13 protein-coding genes are annotated in these 17433 nt (G+C 45.3%); 8 read left to right on the top strand and 5 right to left on the bottom strand.

The window, feature by feature from the left end; translation table 11 throughout:
- Positions 1-23: 23 nt before the first annotated feature.
- On the bottom strand, positions 24-1310 hold the full coding sequence (locus CDG61_RS03315; RefSeq protein ID WP_087551352.1) for a glycosyltransferase family 4 protein: 1287 nt from the start codon (positions 1308-1310) through the stop codon (positions 24-26).
- Positions 1311-1412: 102 nt separating this feature from the next.
- On the bottom strand, positions 1413-2222 hold the full coding sequence (locus CDG61_RS03310) for an XAC2610-related protein (protein WP_087551378.1): 810 nt from the start codon (positions 2220-2222) through the stop codon (positions 1413-1415).
- Between the two features lie 176 nt (positions 2223-2398).
- Between CDG61_RS03310 and CDG61_RS03305 the strand changes: the two genes are divergently transcribed.
- Positions 2399-3517: a hypothetical protein gene (locus tag CDG61_RS03305; RefSeq protein WP_087551353.1), complete on the top strand. Its 1119-nt coding sequence runs from the start codon at positions 2399-2401 to the stop codon at positions 3515-3517.
- 64 nt (positions 3518-3581) lie between these two features.
- On the opposite strand, the gene ilvC is transcribed toward CDG61_RS03305, so the two are convergent.
- From ilvC to CDG61_RS03290, 3 genes are all read right to left on the bottom strand, one after another.
- Positions 3582-4598: a ketol-acid reductoisomerase gene (gene ilvC / locus CDG61_RS03300; RefSeq protein WP_087513073.1), complete on the bottom strand. Its 1017-nt coding sequence runs from the start codon at positions 4596-4598 to the stop codon at positions 3582-3584.
- A 111-nt stretch (positions 4599-4709) separates the two neighbouring features.
- Positions 4710-5201 carry an acetolactate synthase small subunit gene (ilvN, locus tag CDG61_RS03295; RefSeq protein WP_087513074.1) on the bottom strand — a complete coding sequence of 164 codons (492 nt, stop codon included), beginning with the start codon at positions 5199-5201 and terminating at the stop codon, positions 4710-4712.
- Entirely contained in the window at positions 5198-6925 is a 1728-nt protein-coding gene (locus CDG61_RS03290) for an acetolactate synthase 3 large subunit (protein WP_087551354.1), read from the bottom strand. Before CDG61_RS03290 ends, ilvN begins: the two co-directional genes overlap by 4 nt.
- A 691-nt stretch (positions 6926-7616) precedes the next feature.
- Here CDG61_RS03290 and CDG61_RS03285 point away from each other — a divergent pair.
- From CDG61_RS03285 to CDG61_RS03255, 7 genes are all read left to right on the top strand, one after another.
- Positions 7617-7931: a DUF4124 domain-containing protein gene (locus CDG61_RS03285; RefSeq protein ID WP_087551355.1), complete on the top strand. Its 315-nt coding sequence runs from the start codon at positions 7617-7619 to the stop codon at positions 7929-7931.
- Between the two features lie 146 nt (positions 7932-8077).
- Positions 8078-10699: a leucine--tRNA ligase gene (gene leuS / locus CDG61_RS03280; protein WP_087551356.1), complete on the top strand. Its 2622-nt coding sequence runs from the start codon at positions 8078-8080 to the stop codon at positions 10697-10699.
- Positions 10700-10935: 236 nt separating this feature from the next.
- Positions 10936-11475, top strand: coding sequence for an LPS assembly lipoprotein LptE (gene lptE / locus CDG61_RS03275; RefSeq protein ID WP_087551357.1), 540 nt, complete (start codon positions 10936-10938; stop codon positions 11473-11475).
- A gap of 6 nt (positions 11476-11481) precedes the next feature.
- On the top strand, positions 11482-12477 hold the full coding sequence (gene holA / locus CDG61_RS03270) for a DNA polymerase III subunit delta (RefSeq protein WP_087551358.1): 996 nt from the start codon (positions 11482-11484) through the stop codon (positions 12475-12477).
- A 168-nt stretch (positions 12478-12645) separates the two neighbouring features.
- The gene (locus CDG61_RS03265; RefSeq protein ID WP_087551359.1) at positions 12646-13989 is read left to right on the top strand and encodes a MacA family efflux pump subunit; all 1344 of its coding nucleotides are present in this window, start codon (positions 12646-12648) and stop codon (positions 13987-13989) included.
- A 2-nt stretch (positions 13990-13991) separates the two neighbouring features.
- Complete coding sequence (locus CDG61_RS03260; RefSeq protein WP_087551360.1) at positions 13992-15986, top strand: MacB family efflux pump subunit; 1995 nt, start codon at positions 13992-13994, stop codon at positions 15984-15986.
- 21 nt (positions 15987-16007) lie between these two features.
- On the top strand, positions 16008-17429 hold the full coding sequence (locus CDG61_RS03255; RefSeq protein WP_087551361.1) for an efflux transporter outer membrane subunit: 1422 nt from the start codon (positions 16008-16010) through the stop codon (positions 17427-17429).
- The last annotated feature ends 4 nt before the right edge of the window (positions 17430-17433 follow it).

Genomic DNA, 17433 nt, shown 5'->3' with positions numbered 1-17433 from the left:
CCTTTAAGCACGATGCTTAAATTTCAGGACGTCACTTGCGTCTCCTTCGCAACCGCATACAACGCCTGTTCAAACTGCTGAACAGGATAGTTCCACCCTGCCTGCAGGGTTTTTTCACGTGCCACAGCTCCCATTTGCCGCAACACGTTATTTTCAGGTAACTGATACATGTGCTGGATCAATGCCGAAGCCTGCCCTATTGGGCTTAACCAGCCTGATACTTCATGTTTTAAATGCAGTGCCGCACAGGCATAGTCATAAGCGACAACAGGCAATCCGCTCGCCATGGCTTCCAGTACCACATTTCCAAATGTTTCCACCTGGCTTGCAAAGACAAAGACATCTGCACTTGCATATGCAGAAGCAAGATCCCTGCCACCCAGACTTCCAGTAAACACAATATCGGTATTTTTATGTATCTGCTCAAGTCGGGTTTTATCTGGTCCATCACCGACCACAACCAGCTTAATATCTGCCTTGCCCATTTTTTTCATGGCGTTATAGGCATCAATCAGGACATTCACTTCTTTTTCCGGTGATACCCGACCCACATAAATCATGACGCGGGTCTGTTCTGTCGCACCCCACTGCCGGCGGATTTTTTCAGAGCGATGCGCAGGTGAAAATCTTTCCGTATCCACCCCTCGCCCAACCACAACAAGCGGACATTTCACACCAAATTCACGCAGTGCTTCCTCTGTGTCCTTACTCGGTACACAGGTCAGATGAGTTGCATTGTGAAACCAGCGCAGATAACGCTGTACAGGTTTCACAAAAAATGCGAGATCAAAAAAACGACTGAAGTCCTGAAAGGCTGAGTGAAAACCACTGGATACAGGCAGTTTTCTGCTTCTGGCAGCCTGCAACGCAGCAAGCCCCAGAGGCCCTTCAGTGACAATGTGTACAACATCGGGCTGAAAATCATCAAGCTCAGCGGACAGCTTCATAAACTGTGGCCAGCCAAACTTCAGACCAGGATATTTAGGAATGCTCTGCCCTTTCACCAGACATTCACGATCAGGTTTAAAGTCAGCACATGAATGCAACTGTGATGGGCGGATCAATAAAATTTTATGCCCTGATGCCTGCAGCCCTTTACTCAACTGCAATAAGGACATCGCAACACCATTAATTTCTGGTGGCCAGGTTTCAGTTACAATGGCAATTTTCAGGCGGGGTCTGACCAGTTTTTCAAGTGCCTGATCAGCCCGATGTACCACATTCGAGCCGACGGTCTTTTTAAAGTAGAATTTAAAATTATCTGGAAAATCTTGTTGTTTTAGCAATTCAGCAGCGTAGATATTTGACATTCCACACCTATATCTTGATTTTTACACAAGCTTAGCGCTGCTTTTTTTCATTTTGATGTTGTTTATATGACAGTTTGCTGAAATCAACTGACATACTGGCTGTTATTGAATTCTTCTGAACAGCCCCTTTTCCACCTGATAATTCTGCCCATTTCCAAAGCTCACCTGCCTGTTTACACCATCCAGATGCGCAGAGCCTTTGATCTTTTCAAGCTGAGGAGATCTCTGAAATTTTTTAGTCTGCGGATTATACATCCAGTAAATCTGATAGTTATCTTCCAGTCGTTTGCCCTCAGATGCATCATCCAGCACCAGGTCAAAATAACCATCAAAATTCATATCTTTATAATTAATCCCATAAGCAAATGCAGAAAAACCATCGAGCTGCTGAACAGTCTGACCCGTTCTTTTATCCTGAACATCTATGCGCTTAATATAATGCTTATATGCTTTATCATCCCAGTAGCCATAAAGTTTAAATACAAAAGCTGGACGCTCTGATACCTGTACCATCGGTTTAAAACTGATATTTTCAGAAATCCCATCTCTTTGGCTGAATAATGCAGACATTTCTCCAGACTGTGCATTCAGATCACCACTCAGGCTATACATTCCTTTTGCAGCATCTCCAAGTTCAGGGTTAAATGATTTCATTTCAATTCGGTTACCTTTCTGAAACCCTTCAAAACTGACTGCACGACCATTTTCAAGATTAAACAATGTGCCGTGAGGGTTCCAGACGCCTGAGTAAATATCGAGTAAGTACCGATCATCTGTGGATTTCAGCATACGTTGCATATAAACCGTCACATCACGTAACTGAGTCAATCCACTCTCAAAGACAGTTTCAGCTTTGAGGGATGAGGCACAGCCAAGCAAAATCAGAATACTCAATACTGCTTTAATACTCATAAAACCATCCAGCGTGAAATTCAGTTCATTCAATAATGTCACATAGCCGAACAGTCCGTAAAAAATATTTTTACTACAGAATGTTCAAATTTTCTTATTTCCAGCAGAACCACCTATTCATTAAAACCATATATAACAATACAATAAGCAGAATTTATAATAAGTTAAGAATAAACATGCAAGTCAATCCTGGGGAATCCACGCTGTACAGCTGCCGTCCACAGCAAGCCATTTATCTGGGGATTATCTACAGTGTCATCGTATTATTTCTTCTCCGAGTATCTTTTGAACACAATGAGACTGACTGGTTTCGTTTCATCTATATCATCATCAGCGTCGGTTTCAGCATTCATTATCTGACTTTAAAATTTATTCTGACTGACCAGCGCTGCTGTATGCACTCACTCCTGTTTAAAAGCGAGACACAGCTGAGCTCACTGACGGAGCCTGTTTATCTGCAGCTCCCACCCAATCACACAGCCATACTGAAACTCTACCGGCTGCTCCGGATGTACAAAGCTGAGAACCACATTCTGTTCTGGCAAAAACGGGCTTTACTGCGTTTCAACAATCACTCACCCGCTCGCTCCGGTTTTTTTCATCAAACCCTAAGACCCCCACTGACACTACTGAACATGTCTCAGTTTTCTGAAGAACAATCCAGAGAAATTTTAGTGAACCTTAAATATCACTGGCAACTCAACCTAGAAACATTCAACGAAAACCCATCTACTGAAGAACTGGAGTTGCTGAAAAAATCCCGTCAGGAACAGGATATCGGTTATTCACCATTACTGATTACAGCTGTTGCCTTACTGATCGGATTTGCGGCAATGCTTGTCAGCCCAATGGTGCTGCAAGGCTTACATTTTGCAGTAGAAGCATGGAATCTGATGATACCTTTTATTATTGTTTCCATACTTTTCAGTTGGTTGATCATTCGGACTGAAGGCAAAAAATATCCATTTTTCAGCGCCCTTCTGAGTGGCTGTTTACTTGGGCCCTGCCTGTACTTTGGAGCATTGCAGCTGAACCGGATTTACAGTGAGCATAATGCAGCCATCGTGACAACTCAGATGTATTTAAATTCGGTTGATCAGCATTCACAGCAATGGTCACTCAGTCCAGAGCTTGCAGAAACAAGCGGTTTAACTGATATTTATGTTCATAAAGACTGGCAATGGTACAGATCAGACTTAAAAACCGGTCAGAAATACACAATCCAGCTCAAGCAAGGCTATTTCCAGGATTACTTCATCGACCAGGACAGTTTTCGACTGATTCCTGAACAGTAACTGAATAATCCAGTATAAAAAAACCCACTCAATCGAGTGGGTTTTTTTAAGATCAAACTAAAACTTAGTTTTTCTCTTTATCTACGATTTTATTTGCCTGGATCCAAGGCATCATCGCACGCAGTTTACCACCAGTCACTTCAATACCATGAGCCGCGTTCTGACGACGACGAGCTGTCATTGAAGGATAGTTCAACGCACCTTCCTGAATGAACATTTTCGCATATTCACCAGACTGAATACGTTTCAGTGCATTACGCATTGCTTCACGAGACTGTTCATTGATAACTTCAACGCCAGTTACGTATTCACCATATTCAGCATTGTTTGATACTGAATAGTTCATGTCCGCGATACCGCCTTCAAACATCAGATCAACGATCAGTTTCAGTTCGTGTAAGCATTCGAAGTAAGCCATTTCTGGAGCATAACCAGCTTCAACCAGAGTTTCGAAGCCCATTTTAACCAGTTCAACAGCACCACCACAAAGAACTGCCTGCTCACCAAAAAGGTCAGTTTCAGTTTCTTCACGGAAAGAAGTTTCGATAATACCTGTACGACCGCCACCTACGCCTGAAGCATAAGAAAGCGCTACATTACGTGCATTACCAGAAGCATCCTGGTGAATCGCGATTAAGTCAGGAACACCTGAACCACGCTGGTATTCAGAACGTACTGTGTGACCAGGTGCTTTTGGAGCAACCATGATTACGTCCAGGTCAGCACGTGGAACAACCTGGTTATAAAGAACAGAGAAACCGTGAGCAAATGCCAGAGTAGCGCCTTGCTTGATGTTCGGCTCAATTACGTCACGATAAAGCTGAGACTGGAACTCATCTGGAGTCAGAATCATTACCACATCTGCCTGAGCAACAGCAGCAGGAACTTCAGACACTTTAAGACCTGAATTCTCAGCTTTTTTCCATGAAGCAGAACCTGCACGTAAACCTACAGTTACGTCCACGCCAGAATCTTTCAGGTTAAGCGCATGCGCATGGCCTTGTGAACCATAACCGATGATCGCTACTTTTTTGCCCTGGATGATAGATAAGTCACAGTCTTTATCGTAAAAAATTTGCATTGCTGTCTCCGCTAAAATGCTTTGTTTCCTTTCAGTCTGGTGTGTGTTTTCGTTTTCACTGAACCAGACCCTCTCCTTTTCAGAAAGAGAGGATAATCGGAATGTATAAAATTAGATAGTTAAAACTTTTTCGCCACGTGCGATACCGGATACACCTGAACGCACCACTTCAAGAATGGTGTTCTCTGCCAGTGCATCAATAAAGCCATCCAGCTTATCTGTTGTTCCCGCGATCTGGATCGTATAGGTTGTCGGTGTGACATCAACGATCTGCCCACGGAATATATCTGCTGTGCGCTTGATCTCTGCACGGGCAGAACCCAGTGCTTTGACTTTAATCAGCATCAGCTCACGCTCAATGTGCGCACCTTCTGACAGATCAACAACCTTCACCACTTCTACCAGTTTATTCAGTTGCTTGGTGATTTTCTCAATCTGATGATCATCACCATAAGTGGTCAGTGTCAGTCGGGACATGGTCGGGTCTTCAGTCGGCGCAACATTTAAAGTTTCAATGTTATAGCCACGCTGAGAAAATAAACCCACTAAACGGGAAAGCGCGCCTGCTTCGTTTTCAACGAGTACGGAGATAATATGTCTCATTCTGTACGCTCCCCTTTAGATAACCACATATCTTTCATGGACTGACCAGCGATCAGCATTGGATATACATGTTCTGAACGGTCAACCATGACGTTGATAAATACGCATTTATCATTAATCGCCATTGCTTCTTCAAGTTTCGATTCAAGTTCATCTGCATGATCAATCTGAATACCGACATGACCATAAGCTTCCATCAGTTTTGCAAAATCAGGAAGTGACTCAACATACGAGCTTGAATGACGACCTTCGTAGTTCATATCCTGCCACTGTTTCACCATACCTAAAGCACGGTTGTTCAGGCACAGAATTTTCACATTCAGACCATACTGCTTACATGTAGACAGTTCCTGAATACACATCTGAATGGATGCTTCACCGGTAATACAGACAACCTGCTGATCAGGGAATGCCAGCTTTGCTGCCATTGCATAAGGCAAGCCTACGCCCATTGTGCCCAGACCACCTGAGTTGATCCACTGACGCGGACGTACATAGGTATAGTACAGCGCACCGAACATCTGATGCTGACCAACGTCTGAAGTAATGATTGCCTGGCTGTTGGTTACTTTATCAAGAGCAGCAACCACCTGCTGAGGCTTCATTACCCCGTTTTCACCAGCTTCATAACGCAGACCATGAACTTTACGCCATTCATTGATCTGAGACCACCATGATGCAATTTCTTCTGGATTTGGTTTTGAAACATTCATCTGTTTCAACTGAACCAGCATTTCCTGAAGTACAGGCTCAACCGCACCCACAATAGGAATGTGCGCAATGATGGTTTTTGAAATCGTTGCCGGGTCAATATCAATATGAATGACTTTCGCATCTGGACAGAATTTAGCCGGATTATTGGTTACACGGTCATCAAAACGCGCACCGATTGCTAAAATCACGTCTGCATTTGCCATAGTCATATTGGCTTCATACGTTCCATGCATTCCAAGCATGCCCACAAACTGTGGATCATTACCAGGGAAAGCACCCAGACCCATCAAGGTATTGGTGACAGGATAATTCAGTATATGTGCCAGTTCTGTCAGAAGCTCAGATGCATTGCCCTGTACCACACCACCACCGGTATAAATCACAGGACGTTTTGCATTGATCAGCTCATCAATAGCTTTACGGATCTGACCTGAGTGACCACGATGCGGTGGCTGATAAGAACGCATCTTCACTTTTTCAGGATATTCGTAAGCAAATTTTTCTGCTGGATTCGTTGCATCTTTTGGAATATCAACAACCACAGGACCTGGACGACCTGAAGACGCGATATAAAATGCTTTTTTAATAATCGCAGGAATTTCACTGGCATGACGTACCTGGAAACTGTGTTTAACGATAGGACGGGAAATACCGACCATATCTGTTTCCTGGAATGCATCTTCGCCAATTAAGTGTGACGCAACCTGACCAGACAGGATTACCATTGGAATGGAGTCCATATAAGCCGTTGCAATCGGAGTAACCGTGTTGGTTGCGCCTGGCCCAGAAGTGACCAGAACCACACCGGTTTTACCTGTTACGCGCGAGTATGCATCTGCCATATGTCCGGCAGCCTGCTCATGGCGTACGAGGTAATGATTTATTTTTTCCTGTTGAAATAGCGCATCATAAATATGAAGAACTGCGCCGCCTGGGTATCCAAAAACATGTTCAACGCCTTCGTCCGCCAATGCGCGAACGAGCATTTCACCACCAGATAAAAGTTCCAACGTGATTCACCCTAGTCTTATCAGCCGTCAAGTGGGAGGCACTGACAGCATTTCATTCATTGAATTGTTTGCCTGTTATAGCACACATATTTCTCAGTTTTTGCAGCAATGGGAAAAAAATCTGATCTGACTGCCGTTTAAGCAATATATGATCTCAAACATGTTGGGATAAACATGTTTTCCTGCTTTGTTCATATTCTCGGCTAGAGAAAATGCCCATTACGCAACATGACACTTATTCGAAGGGTGATCGAATGAAGGCATATAAAACCGAAGTGAGCATTTTTGTGGTTTAAGACACAGTTGTCAAGTTTAAAAACTGGCTTTTTCCTGTTTATTTACAGACCGTTCAATTTTTAACCCTGACTGAGATTCAGGCAGTTTCACCGCATAGCCTGCGCACCACTGCTTCTCAGACGATGTGTCTTCATTTTCATAAAAAACAGGTATAAATTATATAAATAAATTGAATCATTGTTTTAACCGCACAGCTGAATACATACAGTGTGGACAGGATAATGTTTCGGTCTGTGTCTGCATTCCATTCAGCCACCCTGATCATATAAAACACAATATTCTGATCAAAAAAATGAGGCTGAAGCCAGGAGCAGATGAGTAATACACAGTAAACTTATTTTAAAATTCATCTCACAGTCTGTATATTCAGCGTGATGATGACGGGGACTGAACCATGATTTCAACTGTATTTAAAAGCTGCTGCCTGACCGCACTGTCTTTGATTTTTCTGAACACCGCTCAGGCACAGGAATATTACAGATGGGTGGATGCAAACGGCACAACCCACTATACAAAGACACCACCACCCAAACAGGCAAAAGCCAGGTCAAAAGTCAGCACCTATGGCTGGAAAAACAGCACAGCCCCTGCCCCGCAGGCAACATCGTCTTCTGCTGCGCCTGAAGCGTATGAAGCAGCCGAGGCAGCAGCAAGGGCGGCTCAACATCAGGAAGCCAACAAAGCTCTGGACCAGGCTCGGGGTGAATAATCTGATCAGCAGCATCTGCTGAATTTCAGCTTCACTCAAATTCTTTTACTTTTTCCTGCATAAGGCACAGTCCAAAATTCACTTTTCAGTGTATTTTGCGCTATGCTGTGTGCCACAGTTTTTAACCATTGTTCTCTATTACGTTTATGACTACTCATATTGACCCTGAATATCAAGCCAGTGCGATTGAACCAGCTGTCCAGAAAGACTGGGAAAATCGCAAATCATTCAAAGTTGCCGACACTGTAGAAGGTCCACGTCGTTATATCCTCTCGATGTTCCCTTACCCAAGCGGCAAACTGCATATGGGTCATGTGCGTAACTACACCATTGGCGATGTGATCAGCCGTTTCCACCGCCTCAAAGGCGAAACCGTTCTCCAGCCAATGGGTTGGGATGCTTTCGGCTTACCTGCTGAAAATGCTGCAATTGCACATCAGGTCGCTCCTGCAAAATGGACTTTTGAAAATATCGCGTATATGCGTGACCAGCTGAAAAAACTGGGACTTGCAGTCGACTGGGATCGTGAATTTGCAACCTGTACGCCTGAGTACTATCACTGGGAACAATGGTTATTTGTTCAGCTTTATAAAAAAGGCTTAATTTACCGTAAACTTTCAACGGTGAACTGGGATCCGGTTGACCAGACTGTTCTGGCAAATGAACAGGTTGAAAATGGTCGTGGCTGGCGTTCAGGTGCATTGGTTGAAAAACGCGATATTCCTATGTACTACTTCCGCATCACTGACTATGCACAGGAATTATTAGACGATTTAGATACTTTAAAAGATGGTTGGCCACAACAAGTCCTCACCATGCAACGTAACTGGATTGGTCGTTCACAAGGGATGGAAATCACTTTCCCTTCAGCACAACCTGATGTTTATGCAGATGGTTTGACGGTTTATACCACACGTGGCGATACCTTGATGGGTGTGACTTATGTTGCGGTTGCAGCAGAACATCCGATGGCGTTAAAAGCAGCAGAAAATAATGCAGAACTCAAAGCATTTATTGAAGAATGCCGTATGGGTTCAGTTGCCGAAGCTGATCTTGCCACTGCTGAAAAGAAAGGTATGGCAACAGGTCTTTCAGTAAAACATCCAATCACAGGTGAAGAAGTACCTGTCTGGATCGCGAACTATGTATTGATGTCATACGGTTCAGGTGCAGTCATGGCTGTTCCTGCGCATGATGAGCGTGATTTTGAGTTTGCTAATAAATACAACTTGCCAATCCAACAAGTCATCGATGCCAAAGGCGCTGATGATGCGGATTATTCCGCAACTGAATGGCAGGAATGGTATGGCTCTAAAGAAGGCAAACTGGTTAATTCAGCAGAGTTTGACGGTTTAGACTTCCAGGCGGCTTATGATGCAATCCTTGCAAAATTAGAACCACAGACTTTGGCAAATGCGAAAGTTCAGTTCCGTTTACGTGACTGGGGTGTTTCCCGTCAGCGTTACTGGGGTTGTCCGATTCCAATGATCAACTGTGACAAATGTGGTCAAGTAACGGTACCTGAAGAACAACTTCCTGTTGTTTTACCAACTGATGTTGTACCCGATGGTTCAGGTAACCCTCTGAACAAAATGCCTGAGTTCTACCAGACGACTTGCCCATGTTGTGGTGGCGAAGCACGTCGTGAAACCGATACTTTAGATACTTTTGTAGAATCTTCCTGGTACTATGCACGTTATGCTTCTCCTGACTTTACGGGCGGTTTAGTTAAACCTGAAGCTGCGCAATCTTGGTTGCCAGTGAATCAATACATTGGTGGTGTTGAACATGCCATCCTGCATTTACTTTATGCACGTTTCTTCCACAAGTTAATGCGTGATGAAGGCGTGGTACAGGGCAACGAGCCATTCACCAATCTTCTTACTCAAGGTATGGTGCTTGCGGATACTTACTACCGCGAAGCTGAATCAGGCAAGAAAACATGGTTTAACCCTGCTGACATCGACCTGGAGCGTGATGAAAAAGGTCGTATCACTTCTGCCAAATACCAGGGTGATGGTCAAGAAGTGACTGTTGGCGGACAGGAAAAAATGTCCAAATCCAAAAACAACGGTATCGACCCGCAAGCGATTATTGATCAGTACGGCGCAGATACTGCACGTGTGTTTATGATGTTTGCTGCACCACCAGATCAGTCACTTGAATGGTCAGATGCAGGTGTTGAGGGTGCAAACCGTTTCATGAAACGTGTATGGCGCCTGGCTGCTGGTTTCCTTGAAAAAGGCAATGCTGCTTCTGATATCGACAAAACTGCTCTTTCTGCCGATGCTCAGGATTTACGCCGTAAAACTCACGAGACCATCCAGAAAGTCGGTGATGACATTGAGCGTCGTCATGCCTTCAACACAGCGATTGCTGCTTTGATGGAACTGATGAATGCCACCAATAAGTTTGAAGCAAAAGACAATAACGATGTTGCTGTTGAGCGTGAAGCCATTACAGTATTACTGACTTTACTTGCACCGTTTGCACCTCACCTGAGTCAGACTTTACTGGCTGAGTTCGGTATTGAACTGAACAGCACACTGTTCCCTGCTGTAGATGAGTCTGCCTTAACCCGTAATACCCAGACCATCGTGGTTCAGGTAAACGGTAAACTTCGTGGCAAACTGGAAGTATCTGTTGATGCTTCTAAAGACGATATTCTGGCACAGGCAAAAGCATTACCTGAAGTACAGCAGTTCCTGACTGGTCCAACCAAGAAAGAAATTGTTGTGCCGAATAAGTTAGTGAATCTGGTGGTTTAAAAGCCTTGTATCCCCTCTCCTCTCAGGAGATGAGAAGCATGGGGCTTCGCAAGGGAGAGGTCTTTATAAATTGAAGCACCCTCATCCTCTTGCGGAAAATATTCCTCATCCCAAAGGGAGAAGGAACTAAAAGCCTACAAAGCCCGTTGCCAGTCAACGGGCTTTGACTTTACAATCCCTGTCATCATGGAAAATATTCCAGAACATATTTTAAAACTTTCCGCAGAGGACACAGCATGCATCTGGCGCAACGTATAGCAGCAGTTGTTTTAACCCTGGGCTTAGGTGCAAGTCTGACAGGATGTGGTTTTCACCTGAAAGGAACCAGTCCGTCCGCGACACCGGTTGCTTATACACATATGAATCTTGCCGTACCTGAACAAGCAGAGGAACTGCATGAGAAACTGGCTATTTACCTCGGTGCAGCTGGCGTACAGATCAGTAACTCTCCGAATGCCTATATTCTGCGTGTACTGGACTACACTCCACGTCGTCTTGAACTGAACGGTAAACTGGTCGAAACACTGCTTCGTCTAAGCGTAACATTCCGTATTGAAGATGCTCAGGGTAATCCTGTGACTGAACCACGGACTATTACAGCTTCACGCAGTTATCAGTACGACCTGGCTACAGTCAACACCGATGATCAGGAAGAAAAATACCTGAAACAGGTCATCATGGATGACATTGCACAGCAGATTGTCCGTCAGATTTCTTCAAACCGCTTACCAAAAGCAGTTGATTCTCAGCCTGCACCTCAGAAAGCTGCGGAATAATACAGCATGAAAATGGACTATCTTCAGGCACTGAAACGTGTGGATGAAGCACGTGGTGCCTGGATTATGCATGGTCAGGAGCCTCTACTTGAGCAGAATCTGCTGGATGCATTCCGTAAAAGCTGGTCCACCCACGAAATTGAACGCCAGCGTTATGACATCAGCAATGTCGGCGACTGGAGAAACGTTTTTAATGCATTAAACAGTCTCTCTCTGTTTTCAACACAACTGGCTGTTGAAGTGCATGGCAATATCAAACCTGATGCCAGCAGTCTCAAACTGCTGAAGAGCTACATTCAGCAGAATGAACACAATCTGTTGCTTGTGGTCATGCCCAAACAGGACAGCAACAGCCTCAAATCCAGTTTTTTTCAGTTGATTGAAGCCAATGGTGTCACGGTTCCTTTAACTGCAAATTATCCGCAGGACAGACAGCGAATCTTAGGGCTTGAAGCTGAAAAACTGGGAATCAGGCTCGCGAGTGATGCCTGGCAATGGCTGGAACAGCATCATGAACATAACCTGCTTGCAGCTAAAAACAGCCTGATGCGGGTCAGTGATACCTTTGCTGATGTTGGTGTGATTCAGATTGATCATCTTTACTCATGTTTACAGGATCAGTCACGTTATACAACATATGACCTGAACGATGCCCTGCTGGATGGCAACCTGGCGCAGTCCATCAAAATTTTTCAGTACCTGATTGCCTCCGGTGAAGCCATGACTCTGATTCTGTGGAGTATCAGTAAAGAAATGCGCTTACTGATGCAGCTGTTTGAACAGCCTCAGAATGCCCTGCAACTCGGGATCTGGAAAAATAAAATCAGTGTCTATCAACAGGCATTGCGCAGACTGAATCCTGCTGTCTTTTTAAGCTGGCCTGCGCTGTTACTCAGAATTGACGCTTCCATTAAAGGCATTGGCAATGAAAATCCTGAACATCTGATTCAGCAAGCAATTTCCAGCCTCTGTGGAAAACCTCTGTTCAGTGATATTGCTTAAACTCAGATCAGAAATACAGATGAAATATTCTGTATTTTGATCAGTAATTTAAACCTCATTGACCAAATAAATAATAATCATTTTCAATTCCTTAAAAAATTCACGTTTTCTCCTCAATTCGACCTTATAATTTGATCAATTTTTCATTCTGACCAGACTGTGTATATCATGCCAAAAATAAAACCAGCCAAAGTTATACTTATTGCCGTCTGCCTTGCCATTATTGCAGCAGTTGCGTGGACATTTCTGAAACCGAAAGACGTTAAACCTCAGTATATTACCGCTGAAGTCTCACGTGGGGATATTGAAGACTCTGTGCTTGCAACCGGTGATCTGGAAGCCACCAAAATGGTCAGTGTCGGTGCGCAGGTATCCGGTCAGGTCAAACGCATGTATGTCAAACTGGGAGATCAGGTAAAACAGGGGCAGCTGATTGCTCAGATTGACTCTGTCCGTCAGACCAATGATCTGAAAACAGCAGAAGCCAGCATTAAAAACCAGCAGGCTCAGCTGGCAACCAAACAGGCAAATTTAGCCAAAGCAGAAGCTGAATATATCCGCCAGAAAAATATGTATGCAGAGGATGCCACATCAAAATCCGAACTGGACAGTGCGGTCGCTGCATTTAAAACAGCGCAGGCCGATATTGCTTCCATGAATGCGCAGATTGAACAGTCCCGACTGACTCTTGCAACCGCGAAAGAAGATCTGGGTTATACACAGATTGTTGCGCCAATTGATGGAACTGTGGTTGCCATTGTGACGGAAGAAGGTCAGACCGTAAACGCCAATCAAAGTGCGCCAACCATTGTCAAACTGGCAAAACTCGACACCATGACCATTAAGGCACAGATTTCTGAAGCAGATGTCATGAAAGTTGAAGAAGATCAGAAAGTCTATTTCACCACTTTAGGTGACAGTGAGAAAAAACGCTATGCAACTCTGCGTCAGGTGGAACCTGCGCCAGACTCCATCAACACTGAAAGCAGCAACAGCTCGACGTCATCATCAAGCAGCACAGCAGTTTATTATAATGCTCTGTTTGATGTGCCTAATGATGATGGCAAACTGCGCATTGATATGACCGCTCAGGTTTATATTATTCTGGCTGAAGCTAAAAACGTACTTACCCTGCCTTCCTCAGCTTTGCAGGCTGCAAGAAGCCCTCAGCGTGCAGCTGGAAAAAACAGTTCAGATAAAAATACATCTGCTCAAAAGCCATCACAGAATAAAGAAGGTGCTCAGAACAGTGACCGTCCTGAACGCCTCGAACTGAGTCCTGATGAAAAGGCACTGATTGACCAAGGCAAAGCATCTGTCTCTGTTGCCCGTGTTCTTCAGGCAGACGGTACAGCAAAACGTAAACAGGTACTGGTCGGTCTGAACAACCGTGTCACTGCTCAGATTTTACGTGGACTGAAGCAGGGCGATCAGGTGATCATTGCCGATGGTTCTGATACTTCAAATGATTCTGCGAAGCGCAGCAATAAAAACGGCCCAATGAGATTCTAAGCATGGATCAGAACAACAGTCAGAATACGCAGCCTCTGCTTGAGGTCAGCAATCTGATTCGTGAGTTCCCTGCGGGTGAGTCCACGATTCAGATTTTAAAAAGCATCAACCTGAAGATTTATCCAGGGGAACTGGTTGCCATTGTGGGACAGTCAGGTTCTGGTAAATCGACCCTGATGAATATCCTGGGCTGTCTGGACAAACCGAATTCAGGCAGTTACAAGGTCAATGGTCGTGAAACCGGTAAACTTGAACCCGATGAGCTGGCACAGTTACGCCGTGAATATTTCGGTTTTATTTTCCAGCGTTATCATCTGCTCGGAGACCTGACCGCCGCAGGTAACGTCGAAGTTCCTGCAATTTATGCAGGAGTTGATCCTGCTGCACGTCAGAAACGCTCACATGAACTGCTGACGGAACTGGGTCTGGGTGACAAAACACAGAACCGTCCCAATCAGCTTTCAGGTGGTCAGCAACAGCGTGTATCCATTGCCCGTGCCCTGATGAATGGCGGCGATGTCATTCTGGCAGATGAACCGACCGGTGCGCTGGATAAAAACAGTGGTATTGAAGTGATGCGTATTTTACGTGAGCTGAATGCCAAAGGTCACACCATCATCCTGGTCACACATGATCTGAATGTTGCAAAAAATGCGACCCGTATTATTGAAATCAGTGACGGTAATATTATCTCCGACCGTCCAAACACACCTGAAACAGAAGGTCATACCGAGCAGCTCATTGAGGCTGATGGAATCGAGAAACAGAAAAAATCTTCGGTTCTTCGGGCGACTTTCGACCGTTTTGGTGAAGCATTCAATATGGCCTTGCTGGCGATGAATGCACACCGCATGCGGACTTTCCTCACCATGCTCGGAATTATTATCGGTATTGCGTCGGTCGTTTCGGTCGTCGCACTCGGAAATGGTTCACAGAAACAGATTCTGGAAAATATCAGCAGCCTGGGTACCAACACCATTACCATTTTCCAGGGGCGTGGTTTCGGTGACAACTCTAAAACGGCTCAAGCAAAAACACTGATTCCTGCCGACGCAGAAGCACTCGCTGAACAGCCTTATGTCGATGGTGTCAGCCCTTCAGTCAGTTCCAGTGTGACGGGTCGCTTCAAGGACACAGAAGCATCCATCAGTGTCAATGGTGTCGGCAATGACTTTTTCTACGTCAAAGGGATCAACCTCGCTGAGGGTCAGGCTTTTGACAAACAGAGTGTCTATCAGCTGGCACAGGATGTTGTCATTGACAACAATACAAAAAACACTTTCTTTGCAGATGGTACCGACCCTGTCGGTCAGGTGATTCTGCTTGGAAATTTACCGAGCCGGATTATTGGTGTCACTGAAGCTCAGAAAAGCATGATGGGGAATTCGGACAGTCTGAATGTCTATCTGCCTTATTCAACGGTCATGAGCCGTATGCTGGGTCAGTCCAATGTGCGTAACATCACTGTCCGTGTGAAAGATGAATACCCGAGTGCTGTGGCTGAAAATGCCATTCTGGCGCTGCTGGAGCAACGGCACAACGCACAGGATGTCTTTACGCAGAACTCTGACAGTATCCGTGAAACCATTGAGCAGACCACGGCGACCATGACCCTGCTGGTATCTGCTATTGCAGTCATTTCCCTGGTGGTCGGGGGAATTGGGGTCATGAACATCATGCTGGTGTCTGTAACTGAGCGGACTCAGGAAATTGGGGTTCGTATGGCAGTTGGAGCACGTCAGTCTGACATTCTGCAACAGTTCCTGATTGAAGCCATTCTGGTCTGTATTTTAGGTGGTATTCTCGGTGTGCTGCTTTCCCTGGGTATTGGTCAGATTATCGGACACTTTGCCAAAGGCACATTCCAGATGGCGTATTCCACAACATCCATTATTGCTGCCTTTGTCTGCTCCACACTGATTGGGGTGGTCTTCGGATTCATTCCAGCACGCAATGCCGCACAGCTTGACCCTGTCGATGCACTGTCCCGTGAATAACCAGGAAATAAGGAATTTCTCATGCAGATGAATTTAACAAAACTTACAGCTGCCCTTGTTCTTGGAAGCAGTCTGGTCGGATGTGCTGCCGTGGTGAAAACACCTTATCAGGCACCTGCAGTCAGCATTCCCGAAAATTTTGCCTATAACAAAGCCAGCAGCAAACAGATTCAGAATGATCTCTATGCAGATCAGTGGTGGACACTGTTCGGTGACAGTCAGCTGAACCAGCTGGTGGATCAGGTCATGACCCGAAACAGTGACCTGGCAGTAGCAGGTATCAATTTACAGCAAGCCCGCTTACAGGCTGGACTCACTGCAAATAAACAGGGAGTGCGGGTCAGTTCAGGTGTTTCTGCCGGACACAGTGTAGACCTGCATTCAGGTGATGATGCCTCTAAAGGTCTGTCTCTGAGTGGTGGTGTAAGCTATGAGGTCGATCTGTTTGGAAAACTTGCCCGTCAGACGGAAGCCAGTCAGTGGGAAGCCAAAGCAACCGAACAGGATCTGCAGGCAACCGGTCAGAGCCTGGTTGCAACCACAGCCAACCTCTACTGGCAGCTCGGTTATTTAAATGAACGCTACAGCACCGTACAGCAGAATCTGGCATCCACACAGAAAACCTATGAACTGGTTCGTGCCCAGTATAAAGCAGGTGCAGTTTCCGGACTGGATCTGACCCAGGCTGAACAGTCTGTACAAAGTCAGAAAGCCAGTCTGAGCCAGATTGATCAGCAGCGTGTCGAAGCACGTACCGCACTGGCGGTGTTGCTCAATATTCCTGTACAGCAGCTGAATATTCAGGAACCACAGCGGCTGCCACGTGTCAGCTTACCGAATATTTCAGCAGGTCTGCCAGCAAGCCTGCTCTCACGTCGTCCCGATTTAAATGCAGCTGAACTGCGCTTACGCAAAGCACTGGCAAATAAAGATGCCACCAAAGCCAGTTATTATCCGTCCATCAGTCTGACGGGCAATCTGGGGGCAAGCAGTACATCGCTGACGCAGCTCCTGCAGAATCCTGCACTGTCCCTTGGGGCAAGTCTAAGCCTGCCTTTTCTTCAATACAATGACATGAAAAAAGATCTGAAGATCAGTGAACTGGATTATGAAAAAGCCATTATCCAGTACCGTCAGACTTTATATCAGGCTTTTGCAGATACTGAAAATGCACTTTCTGCCCGCAGTGAACTGGACAAACAGGTTGCCTTACAGCAACGTAATCTTGAACTGGCAGAAAAGACTGAACGCCTGACTCAGGTCCGTTATAAAAATGGCGCGATTGCCCTGAAAAACCTGCTGGATGCACAGGAGACAACCCGTAATGCACGACTGACGCTGGTTCAGACCAGACAGAGTCAGTACAACGCTTACGTCACACTCATGCAGGCACTGGGTGGCAGTCCTGTCAAACAGCTCCCAGGCTCTGAATCAAACAGTTGAATAA

This window comes from Acinetobacter sp. WCHAc010052, assembly GCF_002165295.2.
Taxonomy (GTDB): domain Bacteria; phylum Pseudomonadota; class Gammaproteobacteria; order Pseudomonadales; family Moraxellaceae; genus Acinetobacter; species Acinetobacter chinensis.
The sequence above is the reverse complement of the archived record's forward strand: the minus strand, read 5'-3'. Positions and strand labels throughout refer to the sequence as shown.

Excerpts from the sequence above, each read along its gene's own strand:
- CDG61_RS03315 (WP_087551352.1), bottom strand. The coding sequence starts at position 1,310 with ATGTCAAATATCTACGCTGCTGAATTGCTAAAACAACAAGATTTTCCA.
- CDG61_RS03310 (WP_087551378.1), bottom strand. The coding sequence starts at position 2,222 with ATGAGTATTAAAGCAGTATTGAGTATTCTGATTTTGCTTGGCTGTGCC.
- CDG61_RS03305 (WP_087551353.1), top strand. The coding sequence starts at position 2,399 with ATGCAAGTCAATCCTGGGGAATCCACGCTGTACAGCTGCCGTCCACAG.
- ilvC (WP_087513073.1), bottom strand. The coding sequence starts at position 4,598 with ATGCAAATTTTTTACGATAAAGACTGTGACTTATCTATCATCCAGGGC.
- ilvN (WP_087513074.1), bottom strand. The coding sequence starts at position 5,201 with ATGAGACATATTATCTCCGTACTCGTTGAAAACGAAGCAGGCGCGCTT.
- CDG61_RS03285 (WP_087551355.1), top strand. The coding sequence starts at position 7,617 with ATGATTTCAACTGTATTTAAAAGCTGCTGCCTGACCGCACTGTCTTTG.
- leuS (WP_087551356.1), top strand. The coding sequence starts at position 8,078 with ATGACTACTCATATTGACCCTGAATATCAAGCCAGTGCGATTGAACCA.
- lptE (WP_087551357.1), top strand. The coding sequence starts at position 10,936 with ATGCATCTGGCGCAACGTATAGCAGCAGTTGTTTTAACCCTGGGCTTA.
- holA (WP_087551358.1), top strand. The coding sequence starts at position 11,482 with ATGAAAATGGACTATCTTCAGGCACTGAAACGTGTGGATGAAGCACGT.
- CDG61_RS03265 (WP_087551359.1), top strand. The coding sequence starts at position 12,646 with ATGCCAAAAATAAAACCAGCCAAAGTTATACTTATTGCCGTCTGCCTT.
- CDG61_RS03260 (WP_087551360.1), top strand. The coding sequence starts at position 13,992 with ATGGATCAGAACAACAGTCAGAATACGCAGCCTCTGCTTGAGGTCAGC.
- CDG61_RS03255 (WP_087551361.1), top strand. The coding sequence starts at position 16,008 with ATGCAGATGAATTTAACAAAACTTACAGCTGCCCTTGTTCTTGGAAGC.